The sequence below is a fragment of the Saccharopolyspora cebuensis genome, from assembly GCF_039542665.1.
GTDB classification, from domain to species: Bacteria; Actinomycetota; Actinomycetes; order Mycobacteriales; family Pseudonocardiaceae; genus Saccharopolyspora; species Saccharopolyspora cebuensis.
This window is the reverse complement of record NZ_BAABII010000010.1, coordinates 271,493-294,536: the sequence shown is the minus strand read 5'-3', so window position 1 is coordinate 294,536 and position 23,044 is coordinate 271,493. Positions and strand designations below refer to the sequence as shown.

Genomic DNA, 23,044 nt, shown 5'->3' with positions numbered 1-23,044 from the left:
ACCTCGCCCCGGTGCCGCGCTCAGCTCGCGGTGGTGGTCCGGACCTGCGCCACCGGGCGCACGCCGATCCGGAACTGCAGGACCGCGTTCGCGGCGGCCACGATCAGCAGGACCACCGGCATCAGACCGTTCTGCAGCAGGTCGCCGCTGATCACGTGGAAGCCGACCGCGCCGAGCATCATCAGGACCAGGCCGATCGCCGCCGCCGCGCCGAGCACCCTGATCTTGAACCCGGCCAGCAGCCCGAGCGCACCGGCCACCTCCAGCAGACCCAGCACCACGACCATCCCCGACGGCAGACCGAGCTGACCGACGAAGACCTCCGTGTTGAAGATCTTCATCGCGCCGATCGCCAGGAACACCAACGCCAGGATCCCGGACAGGACTCCGAGCAGGATTCGCATCGCACAACTCCAGAATTCACGTCGCAACGTCCCGCGCAGAGTAGCCGCGAAACCGGTCCATTCCGGGTCGTCGCCACCACCGACCGCCCACGCCCGGGTAATTCCGCACCCATCCCGGTTCCCGTTGTAGCGGCGATCACAGCGCGGCGGGTAACGCGGGTGCGCTCGGTTTCAACGATGGGCGGCCAGTTCTCCGGGAATGGGCGCAGAACCCGGGTACGCGCCCATTCCGTTGCTACCGTCCGGTCCCGGATGTTTCCGGCGACAACTGAGTGGCGGGTACGGCACCTATGAGCGTGAACGGAGTCGATTCGAGAGGCGCTGCGACGCTGCGGCGCGCACCTGCGTCCGAGCGCGCGGCGCAGCTCGCGATCCTGCGGCGGGCGCACGACGACTGCCTGCGTGGGCGGGGCTCGGTCGTCCTGGTCGAAGGACCGCTCGGCGGGGGCAAGACGGAGCTGCTGCGCACCACGGTGGAGCAGGCCGAGCAGGCGGGGTTCCGGACGGTGCAGGCGGTCTGCGCCGAGACCGAGCGCCAAGTGCCCTTCGGGGCGCTGGACCAGCTCGCGCGCGGGCTCCTCGACCGGCCCACCGACCTGCTCGGCGGGCCGGTGGAGGGGGCCGAGCGGGCGCGGACGTTGCAGCGGCTGTGCGCCGCCGCGCTCGACGTCGCCGCCGAGGTGCCGGTGCTGATCTGCGTCGACGACGCGCAGCACCTCGACGACGACTCCGCGCGCTGGTTGCTCCGGCTCGTCGGCAGGTCGCGGTCCTCGCGGGTGCTCGTCGTGCTCACCTCCGGGCTCGGGACGGCACCGGGGCCGCTGCGCACCGAGCTGAGCAGGCAGCCGCACTTCCGGCACGCGGTCCTCGCGCCGCTGTCGGTGTGCGAGGTGACCGAAGTGGTGCGGCGCCGGACCGACGACGTCACCGCGCAGCGGCTCGGCGCGGACCTCCACTCCCGCACCGGCGGGAACCCGCTGCTGCTCAACGCGGTCCTCGACGACCACGAGGAGGGCACCGCACCGCGCGATCACGACTTGGCGCTGCTGAGCTGCCTGCACCGCGGTGGTGCGGTGGTGCGCGGGTGCGCCCGCGCGCTGGCGGTGCTGGACCGGGAGGTGACCCCGGCGGAGCTCGCCCGCGTGGTCGGCGCCGAGATCCCGGACGTGCGGCGCGCGCTGACCGACCTGTGCGCGGCCGGGCTGCTCGACGACGGCAGGCTGCGCAGCGCGCAGGCCATCGCCGCGGTGCTCGGCGAGACCGGCGCCGCCGAGCTGGGCGGCATCCGGCGGCGCGCCGCCGAGCTGCTGCGCGACCGCGGCGCGGACGCCTCCTCGATCGCCGCCCAGCTCGTCGCGGCGGGCTCGGCGGGGCCCGCCTGGGCCCAGCGGGCGCTGCGGGAGGCGGCCGAGCTCGCGCTGCTGGAGGGATCGCCGGAGTTCGCCGCGCGATGCCTGGAGCTGGCCCACGAGTCCACCCGGCGGCCCGCGGAGCAGGCCGCGATCCGGGCCCGGCTGGCGGAGGCGGAATGGCGGCTGCAACCGTCCTCCGTGCTGCGGCACCTGGCACCGCTGGTCGCCGCCGCCTCGGCCGGTCAGCTCGACCGCGCCGACCACGTCGTGCTGGTCCGCCAGCTGCTGTGGCACGGCCGGATCGACGAGGCGCAGCAGGTGCTGCGCCGGCTGCGGGGCACCGGTGCGGACGCGGCGAGCGGCGAGCTGCACGACATCGAGTCGTGGCTGGCCTACTCCCACCCATCGCTGGCGCACCGCTGGCAGCGCCCCCGGAGCGGCCCGCGCACCGACTCGCCGCAGCTCACCGGGGACGACCCCTGGCTGCACTCCACCGCGGTGCTCGCCGACGTGCTGGCCCGGGGTCGCAGCCACGAGGCCGTCGAGCACGCCGAGCGGGTGCTGCGCGACGTGCACCGCACCCGGACGACCGTGTGGTCGGACGAAGCGACCACCTTCGCGCTGATGGTCCTGCTGCACGCGGAGCGGACGGAGACCACGGCCGAGTGGTGCCGACGGCTGCTCTCCGAGGACCCGCAGCGGTGCACGCCGACCCGCCGGGCGGTGGTCTTCAGCGTTCGCGCCGAGATCGCGGCCCGGCGCGGCGAGAACGCCGCGGCCGTGGAGCACGCCGAAGCCGCGCTGCACCACCTGCCGCCGCAGGCGTGGGGCGTGGCGATCGGCCTGCCGCTGAGCACCCTCGTGCAGGCCAACACCCGCCTGGGCCGCTACGACGAGGCGGCCCGGCACCTGGCCCGCCCGGTGGACGAGGCGGTGTTCCGCAGCCGCTACGGACTGCACTACCTGTTCGCCCGCGGCGAGTACTACCTCGCCACCCGGCACGGGCACGCCGCGCTGGCCGATTTCCTGGCCTGCCGCGACCTGACCCGCGACTGGGGGCTGGCCCAGTCCGGCCTGGTGCCGTGGCGGATCAACGCGGCGGAGGCCTGGCTGCTGCTCGGCAACACCGACGAGGCGCGGCGGCTGCTCTACGACGAACTGGCCCAGGCGGGCACCGAGCGGGTGCGCTGCCGCGGTCTGGCGCTGCGCCTGGTGGCGTCGACGAACCCGCCCCGGCGGCGACCGCAACTGCTCGGCGAGGCGCTGGACCTGCTGGAGCAGTGCGGTGACCGGTACGAGCAGGCGCGGGTGCTGGCCGACCTCGGGCAGGCCCACCACGAGCTCAAGGACAACCGCCGCGCCCGCCGGATGTTCCGCCGCGCGTGGCACCTGGCCAGCGCGTCCGGGGCCGACGCGCTGTGCGAACGGCTCCTGTCGATCAGCGGGGAGGCGGCGACGCCGGTCGCCACCGGCGACTCCGACGACCGGGCCGCGCGGCTGACCGAATCCGAGCGCCGGGTCGCCTCCCTGGCCGTGATGGGCTACACCAACCGGGAGATCGCCGAGAAGCTGTTCGTCACGGCCAGCACCGTGGAGCAGCACCTCACCCGGGTGTTCCGCAAGCTCGGGGTGAAGCGGCGCGACGACCTGCCGGTCGACCTGTGGGGCGCCGCGGCGCGCACCGCATGACCCCCGGACGTGTGACCGTCGTCGCTCCCGCCGCCCGGTCCGGGCCCGCTGCCCGGACGGACACATCGATGTTCCCGTGGCACAAGGAAGTGCCTCCTTCCGAGCGCCGTCGCGGCGCCGCAGACTGACCGCAGGACGGCCCGGTCGACGGCTCCCCGGAGCCGGCCCTGGACCGCTGCGGAACCTCCGCCACCGCCCCGCGCGGGCCGAGCACGCGCCCGCGGCGGGGCGCACCACGCCCGTCCCGGACATCCGAGAGAGGAAACCGTGAACGAGACAGCCGCCCGACCGGCCCCCAGGCCCGGGCTCGTCCTCGCCCTGCTGGCGTTCGCCCAGTTCATGACCGCCATCGACTTCGACATCGTGTTCGTCGCGCTGCCCGAGATCGGCCGCGCGCTCGACTTCTCCGACCAGTCCCTGCAAGCCGTGGTCAGCGCCTACACCGTGGCCTTCGGCGGGTTCCTGCTGCTCGGCGGACGCGCCGCGGACCGGCTCGGCGCCCGGCGGATGTTCGTCCTCGGACTGGCGCTGTTCGGCCTCTCCTCGCTGGCGGCCGGGCTGGCCGTGAGCCCCGCGATGCTCATCGTCGCCCGCGCCGTGCAGGGCTTGGGCGCCGCGCTGCTCACCCCCTCGACGCTCAAGCTCGTCACGAGCAGCTTCGCGGAGGGCCCGAGCCGCAACCGCGCGATGGCCATCTGGGGCGCCGCGGGCGCCTCCGGCGCCGCCGTCGGCGCGCTCGGCGGTGGGGTGCTCACCAGCCTGCTCGGCTGGGAGTGGGTGTTCATCGTCAACGTCCCGCTGGTCGCCCTCGCCCTGCTGGCCACGCCGTCGCTGCTCGCGCCGGACGCGCCGGGGACCGGGGCGCGCGGTTTCGACCTGCCGGGCGCGCTGACCTCCACCGCCGGCGCGACGCTGGTGGTGTTCGGCCTGGTGAGCGGACCGGAGACGGGCTGGCTCACGGCCCGCGGCGGTGGCGCCGTGGTGCTCGGCGCGCTGCTGCTGGTCGCCTTCCTCGGGATCGAGTCCCGCACCCGGGATCCGCTGGTGCCGCTGCGGATCTTCCGCAACCGCAACGTGGTCGCCGCGATCACGGTGATCTTCGTGTTCATGGGCACCGTCGGCACCCAGTACTACCTGTTCACCACCTACCTGCAGACCGTGCTGGGCTACACCCCGCTCCAGGCCGGTTTCGCCTTCCTGCCGCTGAGCCTGTGCAGCATGGCGGCCTCGGCGAAGGTGGTGCCGCTGATGCTCAACCGCTTCGGCATCCGCACCACGCTCGTCACCGGCATGACCGGGGTGGCGGCGTCGATGATCGCGCTGGCCCTGGGCATGTCGACCGCGGGCTCCTACTGGGCCGTGCTGCCGGGCGTGGTGCTGTGGGGCGTGTTCGCCGGGCTGTCGTTCCCGCCGATCTTCGTGGCGGTCTCCACCGGGGTGCCCGCCGAGCAGCAGGGCGTGGCTTCGGCGCTGGCCTCGACCTCGCAGTACATCGGTTCCGCGGTGGGCCTGGCCGCGCTGGTCGCGGTCGCCACCGCCGGGGTCGGCGCCACCGCCGGATCCGACGCCGTGGTGGCGGGCCTGCAGCGGGCGGGCTGGGTGGCCGCGGTGGTGACCCTGGCCGGCGCCGCGCTCAGCGTCCTGATCCTGCGCAAGCCCGGCGCCGCGCCCGGGGGCTCCCCCGCCCGGGAGGAGGTCCCGGAACCTGCCGAGCGCTGACCGCGCGCACGAAGCGGGGGGGTGCGGCCGATGCCGCACCCCCCGCTTTCGTCCGCAGTGGTCAGAGCAGGTCCCGCACCCGTTCGTAGCAGCGGATCCGCTCGTCGAGGTCGGTGACGTTGTTGGTCACCATCAGCTCGTCGGCGCCGGTGGTGGCCAGCAGCTCAGCGAGGCGCCCGGCGACGTGCTCGGCGTCCCCGATCGCCTGCGCCGCGACGATGGCGTCGGCCTCGGCGCGCTGGCGGGCCGTCCACTCCTGCGCGTCGGCCTCCTTCGGGCTCGCGAACGGTTCCGCCCGCCCCGCGCCACCGACCCCGAGCGCCGACATGATCGCGGGTGCGGCCAGCCAGCGGGCGTGCTCGGCGTCCTCACCGCACACGACGTGCGCCGTGATCATCGCGTGCGGCCGGGCCATCCCGGAGACCGGGCGGAACTCCGCCCGGTACGCCGCCAGCGCCTCGGCCGCGCCGGTCGCCCCGAAGAAGTGGTGGGCGAAGGCGTAGGGCAGGCCGAGCAGCGCGGCGGCCCGCGCGCTCGACGTGCTGGCCCCGAGCATCCACACCTGCGGCGGTGCGGCGGGAGCCGGGACGGCGCGGATCCCCTCGTAGTGGTGACCGGGCGGGAAAGACCCGCGCACGAACCCGATCAGGTCGTCCACTTCGGACCCGAACCGCTCGGCGGGAACGCGGCGCAGGGCTTCGGCGGTGGTCGGGTCGGTGCCCGGTGCCCGGCCGACGCCCAGGTCGACCCGGCCGGGGTGCAGCGCGTCGAGCGTGCCGAAGGACTCGGCGACCACCAGCGGCGGGTGGTTGGGCAGCATCACCCCGCCCGAGCCGAGGCGGATCCGCTCGGTCACCGCGCCGACCGCGGCGAGCAGCACGGCCGGTGCGGAACTGGCGATGTTGCCGGAGTTGTGGTGCTCGGCCACCCAGAACCGGTGCAGCCCGGCGGCGTCGGCCCAGCGGGCGACCTCGCGGGCGGCGGCGACGGCACCGGCCGCGGCGGTACCGCGTTCGACCGGGGCCAGCTCCAGGACGGACAGCGGAATGCGGTCACTCATCGTCGGTCTCCTCGCTGCGGATCTCGTCGTGCCGACGGCGCCCACCGGTCAGGAAGTGGTGGCCGACCTCGGCGATGTCGGGCGCGACGCGCGCGGCCAGCGCCCGCACGTCCCGCCAAAAACGGCCCAGCGCCGCCATGTCGGCGTCGGCGGTGCCGACCGCGTCGAAGGCGCGGCGGCAGACCTCCTCGGCGACGGCGGCGGCCCGGTCGAGCACCGCGGTCGCCCGCACCCGGTGCCCGTCCCGGTCCCGGCCGTCCACCGACCTGCGGCGGTCGTGCAGCACCTCGGCCTCCCGGGCGACCTCGTCGGCGAACGCCTCGGCCTGCCACAGCACCGGCAGCAGCGCGCCGAGGACACCGGCCGCCCGCGCCGACGCCCGCGCGCGGTCGGCGGCCGCGTCCAGGGCACCGCGGGCCAGGCCGAGGAAGACGTTGGCCAACCCGAGGTCGAGCGTCGGGTGCAGGAAGGCGTTGTAGGTCCGGGGGCGGAACACCTTGTTCACGTGCCCGAGGGCGCCGGTCCACGGGATCGCGACGTCGTCCACCAGCACCGGCGCGGACGCCGATCGCCGCAGCCCGAAACCGGTCCGGCGCCCGGCGAGGGAGAATCCCGGCTCGGTGGCCATCGCCAGCGCGCTGATCGGCGTGGGGCGCCCCGGGATCCGGCCCTCCAGCATCACGATGTCGCACACCTGGCAACCGATGGGGTCGTCGATCTCGCCGCGGAAGACCATGTCGGACCCGGCGTCGGAGATCTCCAGCGCCGCCTCGCGGACCCGCGACGGGCCGCCGAACAGCCACCGGGCGCGCACCGCGACCTCGCCGATGTGCTCGATCTTCTCGTCGGTGCCGATGAACTCGGCCAACCACACCCAGGCGTAGTGGTGCGCCAGGAGGTGCCCGATGGAACCGTCGGCGGCCGCGAGCGCGCGCACCACGTGGTGCGCGGTCGACCAGCGCTGCCCCCCACCGCCGTGCTCGGCGGGACCGAGCACGGTCACCAGCCCCGCCGCCTTGAGCAGCTCCGCCTCGGCGTGCGGCGGTTCCCCGGCGCGGTCCCGTTCGGCGGCGTCGGCGGCGAGCACCTCGGCCACGTCGGCCGCCCGGGCGCGCCACTGCTCGGCGGGGCCGCCCGGCGGCAGCTCGGGCCACCGCGCCGCCCGCAGTGCCGCGACGCTCCCCCGGCCGACGACATCAGCGCTGTTCATCATCTCGAAACCTCGTCCAGTCGTGGTGGTCACCGGTGCCCGTCCGCGGAGTCGTTCCTTCCCCAGGTGATCGGTTCGCATCCCCGCGGGGCCGCAGCGGCCCGGCGCGGCAGGAGGGGAGCACCGCGCGACGAGCGGATCCCGGACGGGCGGTCACGACGCCGACCGCTCGCCCGGCCGCTCCACCGAGGGCGTCGCGGCGAGCAGCAGGCGCGTGTAGTCGTGCCGCGGGGCGGTGAAGACCTCCTCGGTCGTCCCCCGCTCGACGATCCGGCCCTCGTGCACCACCACGACCCGATCGCTGATCTCGCGCACCACGGCCAGGTCGTGGGTGATGAACACCAGCGCCACGCCCGTCTCGGCGCGCAACCGCTCCAGCAGGTCCAGCACCTGCCGCTGCACCGAGACGTCCAGCGCGGACACCGGTTCGTCGCAGATCAGCACGCGCGGGGACGGCGCGAGGGCGCGGGCGAGCGCCACCCGCTGCCGCTGCCCGCCGGAGAGGGTGCGCGGCCGGCGGCTCGCGAACTCCGGTCCCAGGCCGACCTGGCGGAGCAGCTCCGGCACGCGCGCGGCCCGCGCCGCCCTCGGCAGCGCCTCGCCGATGATGCGGGCGACCGGGTGGCGGGGGTCGAACGCCGAGAGCGGGTCCTGGTGCACGAGCTGGATGGCCCCGCGGTGCGGTCGGCGCGCGCGTTCGGGCAGCGCGGACCAGTCCCGCCCCGCCAGCAGCACCTCGCCGGAATCCGGGCGCACCAGCCCCATCGCGAGCCGCGCGAGGGTGCTCTTGCCGGACCCGGACTGCCCGACCACGCCGAGGACCTCGCCTTCCCGCAGCGAGAACGACACGTCGTCGACCGCGCGGACCGATCCCCCCGGCCCGCGGTGGTCCTTGACGAGGTGCCGGCCGCGCAGCACCTCGGCCCCGGCTGTCGGGGCCGCGACCCGCCGCCTGCCGGGGATCGCCGCCACCAGGTCCCGGGTGCGCGGGTGCGCGGGCGCCCGCAGCAGTTCCTCCGGCGGCCCGCTCTCCACGACGGTCCCGCCGCTCATCACCAGCACCCGGTCGGCGAGCCGGGACACCACGCCGAGGTCGTGGCTGACCAGCAGCAGGCCCCGGCCGTCGCGGGTCGTCTCGGCGAGCAGGCCCAGCACTTGGTCCTGCACGACCACGTCCAGCGCGGTGGTGGGCTCGTCGGCGATGAGCAGGTCCGGGTCCCCGGCCAGCGCCGAGGCGAGCAGCGCGCGCTGCCGGAGCCCGCCGGAGAGCTGGTGCGGGTGGCGTTCGCGCAGCACCTCGGGTTCGGGCACCCCGACCCGCGTGAGCAGGTCCACCACCCGCTCGGTGACCGCGGCACCGCGCACGCCGCCGCGGCGCACCGCCTCGGCGATCTCGGCGCCCACCGTGCGCAGCGGGTCGAGGGAGACCATCGCGTCCTGCGCCGCGAGCGCGACGCGCCGGCCCCGCACCGCCCGCCACCGCTGCTCGGTGAAGCCGGTCGCGTCCGCACCCGCGATCTCCAGCCGTGCCGCGCCGACCCGCGCGTCCCGGCCGGCCAGGCCGAGCAGCGACCTCGCGGTGACGCTCTTGCCCGAGCCCGACTCGCCCACCAGCGCGACGCACTCGCCCGGGCGCACCGACAGCGACACCCCGGAGACCACCGGTGCGCCCCTGCCGAAGCCCACCCGCAGGTCCTCCACGTCCAGCAAGCTCATCGCAGCACCCTCATCTGCAGACCGCGACCGACCAGGGTCATGACCACGACGACCAGCACGATCGCCGCACCGGGGGTCACCGAGACCCACCACGCCAGTTGCAGGAAGTCCTTGCCGTCGGCGACCATCGCGCCCCAGTCGGCCTGCGGCGGCCGGGGCCCGAGGCCGAACAGGCTCAGCCCCGAGGCGGTGATCAGCGCGGTGCCGGTGCCGATCGAGGCGAGCACCACCACCGGTCCGCTGACGTTGGGCAGCACGTGCCGCACCAGGTAGCGGGCCGGCGCGACGCCCAGCATCCGGGCCGCTTCGACGTAGTCGGAGCGCAGCACCACCAGCGCCTGGCCGCGCACCAGGCGGGCGTAGTTCGGGATCGCCGCGATGCCGATCGCCAGCGCGGTGTTGACCGCACCGCTGCCCAGCACGGCCACCACCAGCAGCGCCAGCAGGAGCTCCGGGAAGGCCAGCAGCACGTCGACGGCGCGCATCAGCAGCGAGTCCACCCGGGTGCCCGCGGCCGCCGACAGCAAGCCGATCAGCGCACCGCCGAGCACCCCGACCGCGGTGGCCGCGGCGGCGATCAGCACGGACAGCCGCGCGCCGTCGACCAGCCGGGAGAGCACGTCGCGGCCGAGCTGGTCGGTGCCGAGCGGGTGCGCGGCGCTGGGTCCCTCCAGCACGGCGCGCAGATCGGTCCGCTCCGGCGGGTACGGCGCGAACCAGTCGGGGAAGGCCACCACGAGGACCATCACCAGCAGCACCGCCCCGGCCAGCGCACCGAGCACCGCCGTCGTCGTCGATCCACCGGTCGCCGGTCGTCCGGGGTTCATCGTGGCGCACCTCCTCGCAGCCGCGGGTCGATCAGCGGGTGCAGCAGGTCGACCACCACGTTGATCACCACGAAGGCGATCGCCGCGAGCACCACCAGCGCCAGCACCACCGGGATGTCCCGGGCGGACACCGCCTCCACCAGGACCCGGCCCAGCCCGGGCCGGGCGAAGATGTTCTCCACCAGCACCGCACCGCCGAACAGGCTCCCCAGCACCCAGCCGGACAAGGTGGTGACCGGCAGCAGCGCGTGCCGCAGCGTGTGCCGCAGCAGCAGAGCGGTCTCGGAGAGCCCGCGCGCCCGGGCGGTCAGCGCGAACGGCGCGGCCTCCGCCGCCTCCAGCTCCTGCCGGATCACCTGCGCGAGCACCCCGGCCAGCGGCACCGCCAGCGCCAGCGCGGGCAGCACCAGCCCGGCGAGCCCCCGCGCGCCGATGGCGGGGAACCAGCCCAAGCCGAACGAGAACACCGCGATGAGCACCATGCCCAGCCAGAACGCCGGCGTGGAGACGGCGATCAGCTCCACGGTCGAGGCCACCGCCTTGGCGAACCGGCCGCGTCCCGCGGTGACCACGGCCGCCAGCACCGCGAGGAGGAACGCCGCGGCCAGGGCGGCCAGCGCCAGCTCGACGGTGGGCCAGATCTGCCCGGACAGCAGCCTGCTCACCGGCTGGCTCTGCTGGTAGGAACGCCCGAGGTCCCCGGTCAGCAGGCCGCCCAGGTAGTCCAGGTACTGCACCACCAGCGGATCGTCGAGCCCCGCCTCGGCGACGATCTGCCTGCGCAGTTCCGGGGTGGCCGCGGCCCCGGGGCCCAGGACGGCGTCCACGACGCTGCCCGGCATCAGCCGGATGGCGAGGAAGGCCAGCGTCGCCGTCGCCCAGACGACCACGATCCCGGCGAGCAGCCGGCGGAGCACGAAGCGCACGACCATCAGCTCTCGCTCACCCACGTGTCGTAGAAGTTCGGCCACGAGTGCGCGTCGAAGGTCAACCCCCGCACCCGATGCCCCACCGCCGTGTCGCGCAGCGGCACGTAGACCGGCACCGCGTAGGCCTGCTCGACGACGCGGTGCTGCACCCGCCGCTGGTACTCGGCGATCCGGACCGGATCGGTGGTGGCCTGGCGCAGGTCGAGCCACTCGTCGAGCAGCGGGTCGCGGACCCGGGAACCGTTGGCACCGCCGTCCGGGAACTGCTCGCCGGAGTGGAACAGGGTGCGCAGCGGACCGCCGTCCGCGCCGCCCCAGGAGAAGGCGAACAGGTCGTAGTCACCGGTGCGGGTGCGACCCATGCTGGCCGCCGAATCCAGCGGCGCGAGCACGAGTTCCACGCCCACCCGGCGCAACTGGTCCTGCACCCCGATGTTGACCGTCCGGTTCTTGGTCGAGACGAAGGACTGCACGTAGGGCAGCTCGACCGACAGCCGCCTGCCGTCGCGGGTGCGGTAGCCCTGCTCGTCGCGACCGGTGAACCCGGCCTCGTCGAGCAACCGCCGGGCCTGCGCCGGGTCGTGCGGCCAGCTCCGCTCCAGCGCGGGCGCGTAGCCCGGCGTGCCGGGCGTCAGGGGCGACCAGGCGCGCGGGTACTCGCCGAGGAACACCCCGTTCGCCACGGCACCGACGTCGATGGCGCAGCGCACCGCCCGGCGCACCGCCACGTCGTCGAACGGCGGGCGCCGGGTGTTGAGGTGGAACGAGTACGGCGAACCCGGCGTGACCGCCCGCACCACCCGCAGGGTCTGGTGGGCGCGGATGGCGCCGAGCCGCTCCGCCGGGATCTGGTCGGCGACGTCGACCTGCCCGGACAGCACGGCTCCGGTGCGCGAGGAGTCCTCGGTGACGATCTCGAAGACGAGCCGGTCGAGGTGGGCCGGGCCGCGGTGCGCGGCCGTCTCCGGTGCCCACCGGTAGTCCTCCCGGCGGCGGAAGACCGCCCGCTGCCCGGCCCGGACCTCGGTGAAGGTGAACGGACCGGTCCCCACCGCGTACCGCCCGCCCGAGGCCAGGTCGTCGGGGTGCTCGCGCAGCGCCCGCGGCGAGTGGAACCCGAGGAAGGTGCTGCTGGCGGCGTTGAGGAACGCCGAGTACGGGCTGCGGAAGTGCACCGCGACCGCGTGCTCGCCGAGCACCTCGGTCCCCTCGTAGGGGCCGAGCAGGCCGGCGGCGCGCCGGGACGCCGTCTCCGGGGCGACGATGCGGTCGAAGTTGAGCCGCACCGCTTCGGCGTCGAACGGGGTCCCGTCGCTGAAGGTGACGTCGTCGCGGAGCCGGAAGGTGTAGGTGCGCCCGTCCGGCGAGACCTGCCAGGAGCGGGCCAGCCAGGGAGCCGCCGACCCGTCCGGCCGCTGCGCCACCAGCGAGTCGAACACCCCGCGCAGCAGCAGGCCGGTCACGTCGGTCGACGCCACGTGCGGGTCCCAGCTCTCGCTGTCGACGGCGGAAGCGAAGGTCAACGTCCCGCCGCGGCGCGGCGGGCCCGGGGCCGCCGCCGGCGCGGTCCGGGAGCACGCCGACACCGCGGCGGCGGACGCTCCCAGGGCGGCCAGGCGCAGCACCGCGCGTCGATCGTGCATGGACCTCACCCCTCGGGATCGGTGGTGTCGCCGAACGCGGCAGGAACCCGCGTTCCGCCGTCGCGGTTCGCCCAGTCTGCCCCGAACGGACCTGGTCCGATCCCCTTGTTCACCCCCCTAGACCCCCCAACTGTCCGTAGTGGACGGTCCAGCGCCGACGCGCGGACCGCGGTCCGGCACGGGCACCGGCGGACCCTTTCCGACGTATCCGGGTGCGTCCGAACAGCGGTACCCGGACCGCCGGTGGGATTCCCCCGGAATGCGCGGGTGGTTCCCGTTCCGATCTCTTCTCCCGAGGGCTGGAATCAATTCACGGCACGGCCGACAAGCGCCTCCGGGGAGGAGTAACTTCCCACCGGGAAGATCCGGGCGAAGAGGTGGCCGAACACGATCGCGGACGACGGAGGGACGCACCGTGCACGCGAAGTCACATGGCACCGCGAACCCGCGGGCGGCGCGGGGGCGCGGGGGCGCACCGCGCACGTGTCGCCGCCGCACCAGGTGACGAGCCGCACCACTTCGCCATTCGGACACCATTCTGGGGAGTTCTCATGCAGTTCAACTTGCTCGGCCCATTGGAGGTCCTGGTCGATGGTGAGAAGGTGCCGATCAGCGGGCTGAAGCAGCGCTGCACCCTCGCCTACCTCCTGCTCAACGCCAACAAGGTCGTCGCCACCAGCCGGCTGCTGCGCGCGCTGTGGGGCGAGCAGGCGCCGCCGACCGCCCGCAAGATGCTGCAGAACGCCGTGTCCGGACTGCGCGTCACCCTCGCCCGGCACGCCGCCGACGCCGACGACCCGGAAGTGCTCACGCACGCCCCCGGGTACCTGCTCCGGGTCGCCGACGACCGGGTGGACCTGACCCGGTTCCAGGCGATGGTCGAGGACGGGCGCGCCGAGCTCGCCACGGGGTCCTGGACGTCGGCGGCCAGCACGCTGCGGCGGGCGCTGGGCCTGTGGCGCGGCCCGGCGCTGGCCGACCTGACCGAGGCCGGGATCGACTGGCCCGAGCTGACCGCGCTGCGCAACGCCCGGCTCGCCGCGCTGGAGGACTACGTGGAGGCCGAGCTGGCCGCGGGCAACCACCACGAGGTCGTCAGCGAGCTGGAGACCGTGGTGGAGACCGAACCGCCCCGCGAACGGCTGTGCGGGCAGCTCATGCTCGCCCTGTACCGGTGCGGTCGGCAGGCCGACGCGCTGGGCGTCTACCGGCGGGCGCGCACCGCCCTGATCGACGAGTTCGGCCTCGATCCCGGGCACGAGCTGCAACGGCTGGAACGCGCCATCCTCAACCAGGACCCGGGCCTGGACCAGGTCGCCGACGCGGTCGCCCCCGCGCGGAGCGCCTCCCGGATCGAGGTCGCCCGCGAGACCTCCGCGCCGCCCGCCCCGGTGGCCGAACCCGCACCCGCCGCGCCGCCGACCAGGCCCACCACCGAGCGCAAGTGGGTCAGCGTGCTGCTGGTGCAGACCGACCAGCTCCGGGTGCCCGGCGAGCACGACCCGGAGGACGTGGACGAGGTGTTCCGGCGGCTCACCGCCACCGTCCGGGACGAGGTGGACCGCTTCGGCGGCACGCTGCACACCACGTTCGGCGCCGTGTGGTTCGCCGCCTTCGGGACCCGCCGCACCTACGAGGACGACGCCGAACGGGCCATCCGGGCCGGCTTCGGGCTCCGCCAGCGGTTGGGGGCGCAGGCCCCGCGGGGGCCGGGCGGCGAGCCGCAGCACCGGATCCGGGCCGCGGTGGCCACCGGGGAAGCGCTGGTGACCAGCCGTCCCGGCGGCGCCCCGGGCGAGGTGACCGGCGACGTGCTGGACGCCTGCCTGCGGCTGCTGGGCTCGGTGCAGCCCGGCGAGATGCGGGTCTGCGAGACGACCCGGCTGGCCAGCCTGGGGGCGGTCACCTACGCCGACACGGCCTCGACCGGCGGTGACGTCCTCGCGGTGCGCCCGGAGCACGAGGGGGCCACGGTCAGCGTCCCGTTCGTGGCCCGGGAGCGGGAGAAGGCCACCCTGGACGGGCTGCTGGCGGACGTGCAGGAGCGGCGGACACCGCGCCTGGTCACGCTGCTCGGCGAACCCGGGATCGGCAAGAGCCGCCTGATCAGCGAGTTCCGCGTGTCGGCCGAGACGTCGGGGCCGGTGCGCTGCTTGATCGGCCGCACGCCGCGCTTCGGCTGGAACGCGCCGCTGACCGCGCTGGCGGGCGTGGTGAAGGCCTACTGCGGCATCTCGCACGCCGACACCACCGGCATCGCCGTGCAGAAGCTCAGCAGCGCCGTGCACGACCTGGTGGGCGATGCGGACACCGCGGCGTGGCTGCTGTCGCACCTGCGCCCGCTGGCCGGTCTGCAGGACGACGTGCGCGGTCCCGCGGCGGTCGACGAGGCGTTCCAGGCGTGGCGGCGCTTCCTGGAGGAGGTCTCGGCGCGCGGACCGCTGGTGGTGGTGATGGAGGACCTCCAATCGGCCGACGACACGCTGCTGAACTTCGTCGAGGACCTGGACGAGCAGCTCGGGCCGGTGCCCCTGCTGGTGATCGCGACCGCCCGTCCGGAGCTGCTGCGCCGCCGCCCGTCCTGGGGCAGCGGCAAGCACGACGTCACCACCGTCACGGTGGGGCCGCTGCCCCCGGACGCGACCCGGCGGCTGCTCGCCTCGCTGCTGGTCCGGCACGGGTTGTGCGACAAGCCGCTGGACAGCCCCGAGCAGCACGACGACGGCGGCTTCCACCAGGACCTGATCGAACGGGTCGGCGGCAACCCGCTCTACGCCACCGAGCACGTCCGGATGCTGCGCAACGAGCTGGTGCCCGGCCGCGAGCTGGCGGTACCGGCGCTGACGATCTCGTGCGCGGGCCCGCGCGCGAGCGCGGAGCGGTCGGTGCGGCTGCCGCAGTCGGTGTACAACATCATCGCCGCCCGGCTGGACACCCTGTCGCGCGTGGAGAAGTCGGTGCTGCAGAACGCGGCCGTCTTCGACCGGGTGGTGTGGGCCGACCCGGTCACCGAGATCAGCGGGCTGGCCCGCGACGAGGTGGCCGAGTACCTGAAGTACCTGGAGCAGCGCGGTTTCCTGGTGCGCACCCGGCAGCGCTCCGGGCACGGCGAGTTCAAGTACGAGTTCCGGCACAGCCTGGTGCGCGACGTCGCCTACTCCCAGCTCCCGAAGGCCACGCGCGCCGACAAGCACCAGCGCTGCACCCGGTGGTTGGCGGAAGCGGGCGGCGGCGCCGAACTGCTCGACCACCACCGGGGGCGGGCCGCCCACCACGCCGAGACCGCGCAGCCGCGCACCGGATCGTCGTGACCGGTCGTCAGCCGGTGCCCGGTTCGGCGTCGTAGGCGACCCGGGACCGTTCGATCGCGTCCCGGTGCCGCTGCGCCCAGTCGGTCAGCGCGGTCAGCGACTCGCACAGCTCCACGGCCATGCCGGTGAGGGTGTACTCGACCTTCGGCGGCACGGTGGGGTACGCGGTCCGGACCAGCAGGCCGTCGCGCTCCAGGTTCCGCAGCGTGAGCGTGAGCATCCGGCGGCTGATGCCGGTCACCGACTGCTCCAGCTGGGTGTACCGGACCGGGCCGTCCGCGGCGGCGAGCAGCACGCCGATGCTCCACTTGCCGCTGACCTGCTCGACCACCTCGCTCAACGCGCACGCGTGGTCGTTCGGCCGCTGGGATCCGACGCCGCTCCGCCTGGTCATCCAGCACCTCCGTCGCGCACCGCGTCACCCCGCATCCTAGCCCGCCGGGTGCGGCGCGTCCCGCCGACCGGGAGGCGCGGCACGGCGCCCCGCCGATCGTCCACTGCGGACAGCGCTGGGCGCGGTCGCACCGGGGTTCGGTGCGACCGCGCCCGGCGGACCGTCAGTGCACCGTGACCAGGCCCAGCGCGAACCCGGCCGAGATGACCACCGCGCACACCACCAGCGCCCACTTGATCGCGAACCGGTGGTGGTCGCCCAGGTCGACCTTCGCCAGGCCGAGCAGCACGTACATCGCGGGCACCAGCGGGCTGAGCATGTGGATCGGCTGCCCCAGCAGGGAGGCCCGCGCCAGCTCCATCGCACCGATGCCGTGCTGCGCCCCGGCCTCGGCCAGGATCGGCAGCACGCCGAAGTAGAACGCGTCGTTGCTCATGAAGAAGGTGAACGGCACGCTGAGCACCGCGACGATGACGCTGAAGAACGGGAACAGCCCGTCGGGCATCGCGGCGAGCAGGTAGTGCGCCATCGCCTCGATCATCCCGGTGCCCGACAGCACCCCGGTGAACACCGCCGCCGCGAACACCATCGACACCACGGCCACCACGCTGTCGGCGTGCGCCGCGATGCGGGTGCGCTGCTGCTCCAGCCGCGGGTAGTTGGCGATCAGCGCGATGCCGGTGCCGATCATGAACAGCACCGCGATCGGCAGCACCCCGACGATCAGCCCGATCAGCAGCGCGGCGGTCAGGGCGGCGTTGAACCACAGCATCCGGGGCCGCAGGCTCTCGCGGTCCGGGGCGAGCACGTCGAAGCCGCCCGCGCCACCGGCCGGGCCGTCCGCGGGCGGACCGGAGGCACCGGCGGGCACCAGTTCCCGGGTGCGCAGCTTCGCCCGCTCCCGCAGGCCGATCCCGAAGGCGATGACGAACACGGTGGCCAGCCCGGCGAGCAGCGCCGGGATCATCGGCACGAACATCTCCTGCGGGTCCAGCCGCAGCGCGCTCGCGGCGCGGGCGGCCGGGCCGCCCCAGGGGACCACGTTGAGGATCGCGTTGGTCATGCACGCCAACCCGGTCATCAGCACCGGGCTCACCCCGAGCCGGTGGTAGATCGGCAGCAGCGCCGACACCGTGATCATGAACGTGGTGGTGCCGTCGCCGTCCAGCGACACCACGGCGACCAGCGCGACCGTCCCCACGATGAGCCGCAGCGGATCGTTGCGGGTGAGCCGCACGACGCCGCGCGCGATCGGGTCGAACAGACCGGCGTCGATCATGATGCCGAAGTACAGGATGGCGAACATGAGCATGGCCGCGGTGGGGGCCAGCTCGGTGATGCCGTCGAGGACCATCGAACCGAGGTCCGGGGCGAAACCCGCGAGCACGGCGAAGATCACCGGGATCACGATCAACGCCACCATCGGCGAGAGCCGTTTGCTCATCACCAGGTAGAGGAACACGGTCACCATGACCAGTCCGAGCAGCGCGATCACGGCTTTCCTCCTTTCCGGACTGCGGCGCGGCGGGTCCGCCGCGCATGAGGGGGCGGGAGCTCCGCCCGACCGCGTGCCGCTCGACGTGGTCGGCGTTACAGCGGTGTTGCGTTCCGCGGAACCGTAGGTGCTGCGGGCCGGGCTGGGGAGACTTGCCGACGTTGTCCGCGTACTCCGCGTTCGCCGCGTTTTGCGCGTTTCGCTCCCGAGGTACCGTCGGCGCGTGGCACGTCGTCCCCCGCGGTTCGCGCGGCAGGTGCTCGCGTTGCAGGTCGGCCTGGTCGCCCTGGTCACCGGCGTCGGATTCGTCCTCGCCGCCACGCTCCTGGACCGCAGCCTCGTCGAGCAGTACGGCCAGCGGGCGCTGGGCGTGGCCCGCGCGGTCGCCGCGGACCCGGACCTCGCGCGCGCCACCGCCGCGGGCGACCCGGCCGGACTGGTCCGCGACCGGGCCCAGCGCGTCCGGCAGGCCACCGGGGCGCTGTTCATCGTGGTCGCCGACCGCGGCGGGATCCGGCTGTCGCACCCCGACCCGGAGCAGATCGGCGAACCGGTGAGCACCGATCCCGCCGCCCTGGCCGGGCGCGAGGTGGTGGACGTGCAGCGCGGCACCCTCGGCCCCTCCGCGCGGGGCAAGGTCCCGCTGCGGGAACCGGGCGGCCGGATCGTCGGCCAGGTCAGCGTGGGGTTCGACGCCCAGGACATCGACACCGCCTTCCTGCGCCTGCTGGGCACCTCCGCCGCGCTGACCGGTGGGGCGCTGCTGGTCGGCATCGCGGGCTCCGCGCTGCTGGTGCGGCTGCTCAAGCGGCGCACCCTCGGCCTGGAACCGCACGAGCTCGCCGAGCTGCTGCGGCAGCGGGAGGCGGTGCTGCACGGGATCGGCGAAGGGGTGCTCGCGGTGGCGGCCGGCCGGATCTCGCTCGCCAACGGCGAGGCGGCGCGGCTGCTCGGTCCCGCCGCGTCCCCCGGCGCGCCGCTCGACGACCTCGACCTGCCGCCCCGGCTGCGGGAGGCGATCACCGCCCGGCAACCGCTGGACCACGTGATCGCGGTCGTCGGACCGCGGGTGCTGGTGGCCAACCACCGGGTCGTGCGGCGCGGCGGCGCGGACCTCGGCTCCGTGCTGACCCTGCGCGACCGCACCGACCTGGAGGCGCTGAGCCGCGAGCTGGAGGCGGTGCGCGGCACCACCGACGTGCTGCGCGCCCAGCGGCACGAGTTCAGCAACCGCCTGCACGTGCTGTCCGGGCTGCTGCAGACCGGGCACCACCAGGAGGCGGTGGACTACCTGCACGCGCTGTCCACCGGCACGGTCGCCGGGCTCGGTCCGGCCGCCGACGCGGTCCGCGACCCCTACCTCGCCTCGTTCCTCGCCGCGAAGAAGGCGGGCGCGCTGGAGCGGGGCGTCGAACTGGTGCTCGGCGAGACGAGCTGGGTCGAGACGCCGGTGGCGGCCCCCGTGGAGGTGCTCACCGTGCTCGGCAACCTGGTGGACAACGCCTGCGAAGCCGCCCAGGTCGGGGCCCGGCGACCGGCCCGGGTGGAGGTCGACCTGCTGTCCGAAGGCACCGCGCTGCACGTCTCGGTGCTCGACAGCGGCGACGGCGTGCCCGAGCGGGCGCGGGACGAGGTGTTCGCCCAGGGCATCAGCACCAAGGGCGGGGAGCGGGGCATGGGCCTGGCGCTGGCCCGCCAGTCGGCCCGCAGCCTGGGCGGTGACCTGCGGCTGGCCGATCCCGGCGGCACCACCGGCGGCGCGCTGTTCGTGGCGCGGCTGCCCGAGGCGCTGGAATTCCCATCGGATGCGGAAGGGGTGGCGCGGTGATCCGCGTGCTGGTGGTGGAGGACGACTTCCGGGTGGCGCAGGTCCACGCGGAGTTCACCGACGGGGTGGCCGGGTTCCGGACGGTCGGGATCGCGCACTCGGCGGCGGAGGCCCGCGACCTCGTCGCCCAGCGCGCGCCGGAGCTGGTGCTGCTGGACAACTACCTCCCGGACGGGCCCGGCGTGGCGCTGCTGGCCGGGCTGGAGGTGGACACCATCATGCTCACCGCCGCCAGCGACCCGGCCACGGTGCGCGCCGCCCTCGCCGCCGGGGCGCTGAACTACCTGGTCAAGCCGTTCAGCGCGGAGCAGTTGGCGGCCCGCCTCACCGCCTACGCCCGGTTCCGCGCCCGCCTGCCGGAGGACGGCGGCCAGGTCGGGCAGGAGGAGATCGACCGGGCGATGCGGTTGCTGCACGAAGGCGACCAGCCGGGCAACCCCAAGGGCCAGTCCACCATCACCACCCAGCTCGTGGTGGACGCCCTGCACGCCGCCGACCGGCCGCGCTCGGCGACCGAGATCGCCGAGGCCCTCGGCATCGCCCGCGCCACCGCGCAGCGCTACCTCGCCGGGCTCGCCCGCGACGGCAGGGCGGTGGTGTCCCTGCGCTACGGCGCCAGCGGGCGCCCCGAGCACCAGTACGAACCGGTGGACCCGCCGCGGCGGTGATCACCGCGGCGCCGCGGGCAGGAGGCCGGGCAACCACACCTTGCCGGAGCGCCACCCGACCGACCACGGTGCGGCGGCACCGGATCGACCAGCCGCGGCTCCCACCCGACCCGCCTCCGCGCGCCGACGAAGGTGAGCAGCGGCCCCGAAATCGGCGTTGGTGTCCACCGTGGACTCCATGCCGAAGTTCGGCCCGGTCCGGTTGCTCCCGAGCGCGAACGACTGCGCGAGCTCGTCGTAGAAGCCCGCCCACCCACCACCGCTGACGATGCCCGGCACCCGGGTCCTGCGCTGAACCGGGATCGACTGGCGTCGGCCGGGGTTCGCTGCGACGGTGGCCGCACCGGACCGGTCCCGGGTGTTGTGGAGGTGGCGATGCTGCTGAGCCTGCAGGAGCGTGAACGCTTGATGGTCTACACCGCGGCCAAGCTGGCGCTCGAACGCCGGGACCGCGGCGTGCGGCTGAACCTGCCCGAGGCCACCGCGGTGATCACGTCCTTCCTGCTGGAGGGGGCGCGCGACGGGATGGGGAAGGTCGACCTCCAGGAAGCGGCTCGGGGTGTCCTGGGCCGCGACGAGGTGATGGCCGGGGTCGCCGAGATGCTGCCCCAGGTCCAGGTGGAAGCGACCTTCCCCGATGGCACGAAGCTGCTCGCCGTGGAGGAGCCGATCCAATGATCCAGGAACGACCTCGAGCGGGCACCGGAAAGGAAGCCGCACCCGGCACCGGCAAGGGCGCGACCACCGGACTGGTGCAGCCCGGCGCCGAGTCGAGCGAGTCGGCCGGGGCCCCGGGCCAGATCCGCTACGCCGAGGAACCGGTGCGGATCAACGAAGGCCGCCCCGTGCGGTCGCTGCGCGTGGTCAACACCGCGGACCGCCCGGTCAGCGTGGGATCGCACTACCACTTCGCCGAGGTGAACCCGGCGCTGGAGTTCGACCGGGAGGCCGCGTGGGGGCACCGGCTGAACATGCTGGCCGGTGGCATGGTGCGGTTCGACCCGGGCGCGACGGTGGAGGTGGAGCTGGTCCCCTTCGTCGGGCGGCGGATCGTGCGCGGTCTGCGCGGGGAAGCCGGAGGTGCCCTCGATGGCTGAGGTCGAACGCCGGGAGTACGTGGCATCGCTGGGTCCGACGACCGGTGACCGGCTGCGGCTGGCCGACACCGACCTGTTCGTCGAAGTGGAGGAGGACCGCTGCGTCGGCGGGGACGAAACGGTCTTCGGCGGCGGCAAGTCCGGACGCGAATCGCAGGGCCAGTCCCACGCCACCCGCGCCGAGGGGACGCCGGACCTGGTGATCGGCGGCGTCGTGGTGCTGGACCACTGGGGTGTGATCAAGGCCGACGTCGGCGTCCGGGACGGGCGCATCGTGGCCGTCGGCAAGTGCGGCAACCCGGACATCATGGACGGCGTGCACCCGGACCTGGTCGTCGGCCCGGCCACCGAGATGGTCAACGGCAGCGGCCTCATCATGACCGCGGGGACGGTCGACACGCACGTGCACTTCGTCTCCCCCGACATGTCGGTGGTGGCGCTGGAATCCGGGACGACGACCGTGGTCGGCGGCGGGACCGGCCCGACCGACGGTTCCAAGGCGGCGCTGGCGACCCCGGCCGGCTGGTGGATGCGGCGCATGCTGGAGGGCTTCGACCCGTGGCCGGTGAACGTGCTGTTCCTGGGGCGGGGCAGCACGGTGTCCGAGGAGGCGCTGTGGGAGCAGCTGCGCTCCGGGATGGCCGGGTTCAAGTGCCACGAGGACTGGGGCGCCACCCCGACCACGATCGACGCCGCGCTCACCGTCGCCGACGCCGCCGGGGTCCAGGTCGCCATCCACAGCGACACCCTCAACGAGGCGGGCTTCGTCGAGGACCTCCTGCGCACCGTGGCCGGGCGCAACTTCCACGCCTTCCACACCGAGGGCGCCGGTGGCGGCCACGCGCCGGACATCATCCGGATCGCCGCGGAACCGCACGTGCTGCCCTCCTCCACGACGCCGACCCGGCCGTTCACCGTCAACACCGCCGACGAGCAGCTCGACATCTGCCTGATCGCCCACCACCTGAACCCGCGGGTGCCCGCGGAGCTGGCCTTCGCCGAGAGCAGGGTGCGCGCCTCCACGATGGCCGCCGAGGACGTCCTGCAGGACATGGGGGCGATCTCGGCGATGTCCTCGGACGCGCAGGCGATGGGGCGGCTCAGCGAGGTGGTGCGGCGCACCTGGCAGACCGCGCACGTGATGAAGCGGCGGTTCGGCTCGCTGCCGGGCGACGTCCGGGCCGACAACAACCGCGCGCGCCGCTATGTCGCCAAGTACACCATCGTGCCCGCGGTCATCCACGGGCTCGAACGCGAGGTGGGTTCCATCGAACCGGGCAAGCTGGCCGACTTCGTGCTCTGGGAACCGGCCGTGTTCGGGGTGCGGCCCACGGCGGTGTACAAGTCGGGCATGGCGGTCTCGGCGCTGCTCGGCGACCCCGGTGCCGCCGTGCCGACGCCGCAGCCGATGCTCCCGCGGCTGGGCTACAACGTGCACACCAGGGCGGCCGCGGCCACCAGCGTGGCCTTCGTCGCCCCGGCCGCGATCGAGGACGGGCTCGCCGACCGGCTCGACGTCGATCGGGAGCTGGTCCCGGTGCAGGACGTGCGCGGCCGCAGCAAGGCGGACCTGCCCGAGAACGGCGCGACGCCGTCCATCGAGGTGGACCCCGACACGTTCACCGTGCGCATCGACGGCCAGGTGGTCGACCACGAGCCGGTGGACGAACTGCCGATGGCCCAGCGCTACCTCCTGTTCTGA

General features: G+C 74.4%; 18 protein-coding genes. 8 read left to right on the top strand and 10 right to left on the bottom strand.

Annotation, left to right across the window (positions count from 1 at the left end; all coding sequences use genetic code 11):
• Window positions 1-20: 20 nt before the first annotated feature.
• The gene (locus ABD976_RS15805) at window positions 21-404 is read right to left on the bottom strand and encodes a DoxX family protein (RefSeq protein ID WP_345363738.1); all 384 of its coding nucleotides are present in this window, start codon (window positions 402-404) and stop codon (window positions 21-23) included.
• Window positions 405-694: 290 nt separating this feature from the next.
• Here ABD976_RS15805 and ABD976_RS15800 point away from each other — a divergent pair, with 290 nt between their 5' ends.
• Window positions 695-3,445 (top strand): helix-turn-helix transcriptional regulator, encoded by a 2,751-nt coding sequence (locus ABD976_RS15800; protein ID WP_345363736.1) that lies wholly within the window; start codon window positions 695-697, stop codon window positions 3,443-3,445.
• A 267-nt stretch (window positions 3,446-3,712) separates the two neighbouring features.
• The gene (locus ABD976_RS15795; protein WP_345363734.1) at window positions 3,713-5,164 is read left to right on the top strand and encodes an MFS transporter; all 1,452 of its coding nucleotides are present in this window, start codon (window positions 3,713-3,715) and stop codon (window positions 5,162-5,164) included.
• 61 nt (window positions 5,165-5,225) lie between these two features.
• Here the strand turns inward: ABD976_RS15795 and ABD976_RS15790 are convergent, their stop codons facing one another.
• The 6 genes from ABD976_RS15790 to ABD976_RS15765 all read right to left on the bottom strand — a co-directional run bounded on the left by ABD976_RS15790 (window position 5,226) and on the right by ABD976_RS15765 (window position 12,549).
• Window positions 5,226-6,224, bottom strand: a complete 999-nt coding sequence (locus tag ABD976_RS15790) for an MsnO8 family LLM class oxidoreductase (protein WP_345363732.1) — start codon at window positions 6,222-6,224, stop codon at window positions 5,226-5,228.
• Window positions 6,217-7,434 carry an acyl-CoA dehydrogenase family protein gene (locus ABD976_RS15785; protein ID WP_345363730.1) on the bottom strand — a complete coding sequence of 406 codons (1,218 nt, stop codon included), beginning with the start codon at window positions 7,432-7,434 and terminating at the stop codon, window positions 6,217-6,219. Before ABD976_RS15785 ends, ABD976_RS15790 begins: the two co-directional genes overlap by 8 nt.
• Window positions 7,435-7,587: 153 nt before the next feature.
• Entirely contained in the window at window positions 7,588-9,150 is a 1,563-nt protein-coding gene (locus tag ABD976_RS15780) for a dipeptide ABC transporter ATP-binding protein (RefSeq protein ID WP_345363729.1), read from the bottom strand.
• A complete protein-coding gene (locus ABD976_RS15775) occupies window positions 9,147-9,977 on the bottom strand; it encodes an ABC transporter permease (protein WP_345363728.1) in 831 nt (276 codons plus the stop codon). Before ABD976_RS15775 ends, ABD976_RS15780 begins: the two co-directional genes overlap by 4 nt.
• Window positions 9,974-10,927: an ABC transporter permease gene (locus tag ABD976_RS15770; protein ID WP_345363727.1), complete on the bottom strand. Its 954-nt coding sequence runs from the start codon at window positions 10,925-10,927 to the stop codon at window positions 9,974-9,976. The genes ABD976_RS15775 and ABD976_RS15770 overlap by 4 nt, the downstream gene beginning before the upstream one ends.
• Window positions 10,909-12,549, bottom strand: a complete 1,641-nt coding sequence (locus tag ABD976_RS15765) for an ABC transporter substrate-binding protein (RefSeq protein WP_345363726.1) — start codon at window positions 12,547-12,549, stop codon at window positions 10,909-10,911. Before ABD976_RS15765 ends, ABD976_RS15770 begins: the two co-directional genes overlap by 19 nt.
• 551 nt (window positions 12,550-13,100) lie before the next feature.
• Here ABD976_RS15765 and ABD976_RS15760 point away from each other — a divergent pair.
• Window positions 13,101-15,860, top strand: coding sequence for an ATP-binding protein (locus ABD976_RS15760; RefSeq protein ID WP_345363724.1), 2,760 nt, complete (start codon window positions 13,101-13,103; stop codon window positions 15,858-15,860).
• A gap of 7 nt (window positions 15,861-15,867) precedes the next feature.
• On the opposite strand, the gene ABD976_RS15755 is transcribed toward ABD976_RS15760, so the two are convergent.
• On the bottom strand, window positions 15,868-16,254 hold the full coding sequence (locus ABD976_RS15755; RefSeq protein ID WP_345363722.1) for a winged helix-turn-helix transcriptional regulator: 387 nt from the start codon (window positions 16,252-16,254) through the stop codon (window positions 15,868-15,870).
• Between the two features lie 163 nt (window positions 16,255-16,417).
• Complete coding sequence (locus ABD976_RS15750; RefSeq protein ID WP_345363720.1) at window positions 16,418-17,749, bottom strand: CitMHS family transporter; 1,332 nt, start codon at window positions 17,747-17,749, stop codon at window positions 16,418-16,420.
• Between the two features lie 223 nt (window positions 17,750-17,972).
• On the opposite strand from ABD976_RS15750, the gene ABD976_RS15745 reads away from it, so the two are divergent.
• Together ABD976_RS15745 and ABD976_RS15740 are read left to right on the top strand one after the other, a co-directional pair.
• Window positions 17,973-19,577, top strand: a complete 1,605-nt coding sequence (locus ABD976_RS15745) for an ATP-binding protein (protein ID WP_345363718.1) — start codon at window positions 17,973-17,975, stop codon at window positions 19,575-19,577.
• The gene (locus tag ABD976_RS15740; protein WP_345363716.1) at window positions 19,574-20,245 is read left to right on the top strand and encodes a response regulator; all 672 of its coding nucleotides are present in this window, start codon (window positions 19,574-19,576) and stop codon (window positions 20,243-20,245) included. The genes ABD976_RS15745 and ABD976_RS15740 overlap by 4 nt, the downstream gene beginning before the upstream one ends.
• Here the strand turns inward: ABD976_RS15740 and ABD976_RS15735 are convergent, their stop codons facing one another.
• Entirely contained in the window at window positions 20,246-20,524 is a 279-nt protein-coding gene (locus ABD976_RS15735; protein WP_345363714.1) for a hypothetical protein, read from the bottom strand.
• Window positions 20,525-20,620: 96 nt separating this feature from the next.
• On the opposite strand from ABD976_RS15735, the gene ABD976_RS15730 reads away from it, so the two are divergent.
• The 3 genes from ABD976_RS15730 (at window position 20,621) to ABD976_RS15720 (ending at window position 23,044) form a co-directional block, all read left to right on the top strand.
• Window positions 20,621-20,923 (top strand): urease subunit gamma, encoded by a 303-nt coding sequence (locus ABD976_RS15730; protein WP_345364279.1) that lies wholly within the window; start codon window positions 20,621-20,623, stop codon window positions 20,921-20,923.
• A gap of 74 nt (window positions 20,924-20,997) precedes the next feature.
• The gene (locus tag ABD976_RS15725) at window positions 20,998-21,342 is read left to right on the top strand and encodes an urease subunit beta (RefSeq protein WP_345364277.1); all 345 of its coding nucleotides are present in this window, start codon (window positions 20,998-21,000) and stop codon (window positions 21,340-21,342) included.
• On the top strand, window positions 21,335-23,044 hold the full coding sequence (locus ABD976_RS15720; protein WP_345363712.1) for an urease subunit alpha: 1,710 nt from the start codon (window positions 21,335-21,337) through the stop codon (window positions 23,042-23,044). Before ABD976_RS15725 ends, ABD976_RS15720 begins: the two co-directional genes overlap by 8 nt.

Bases quoted from the DNA above. Each gene is read 5' to 3' on its own strand.
- ABD976_RS15805 (WP_345363738.1), bottom strand. From the start codon at position 404: ATGCGAATCCTGCTCGGAGTCCTGTCCGGGATCCTGGCGTTGGTGTTC.
- ABD976_RS15800 (WP_345363736.1), top strand. From the start codon at position 695: ATGAGCGTGAACGGAGTCGATTCGAGAGGCGCTGCGACGCTGCGGCGC.
- ABD976_RS15790 (WP_345363732.1), bottom strand. From the start codon at position 6,224: ATGAGTGACCGCATTCCGCTGTCCGTCCTGGAGCTGGCCCCGGTCGAA.
- ABD976_RS15785 (WP_345363730.1), bottom strand. From the start codon at position 7,434: ATGAACAGCGCTGATGTCGTCGGCCGGGGGAGCGTCGCGGCACTGCGG.
- ABD976_RS15780 (WP_345363729.1), bottom strand. From the start codon at position 9,150: ATGAGCTTGCTGGACGTGGAGGACCTGCGGGTGGGCTTCGGCAGGGGC.
- ABD976_RS15775 (WP_345363728.1), bottom strand. From the start codon at position 9,977: ATGAACCCCGGACGACCGGCGACCGGTGGATCGACGACGACGGCGGTG.
- ABD976_RS15765 (WP_345363726.1), bottom strand. From the start codon at position 12,549: ATGCACGATCGACGCGCGGTGCTGCGCCTGGCCGCCCTGGGAGCGTCC.
- ABD976_RS15760 (WP_345363724.1), top strand. From the start codon at position 13,101: ATGCAGTTCAACTTGCTCGGCCCATTGGAGGTCCTGGTCGATGGTGAG.
- ABD976_RS15755 (WP_345363722.1), bottom strand. From the start codon at position 16,254: ATGACCAGGCGGAGCGGCGTCGGATCCCAGCGGCCGAACGACCACGCG.
- ABD976_RS15730 (WP_345364279.1), top strand. From the start codon at position 20,621: ATGCTGCTGAGCCTGCAGGAGCGTGAACGCTTGATGGTCTACACCGCG.
- ABD976_RS15720 (WP_345363712.1), top strand. From the start codon at position 21,335: ATGGCTGAGGTCGAACGCCGGGAGTACGTGGCATCGCTGGGTCCGACG.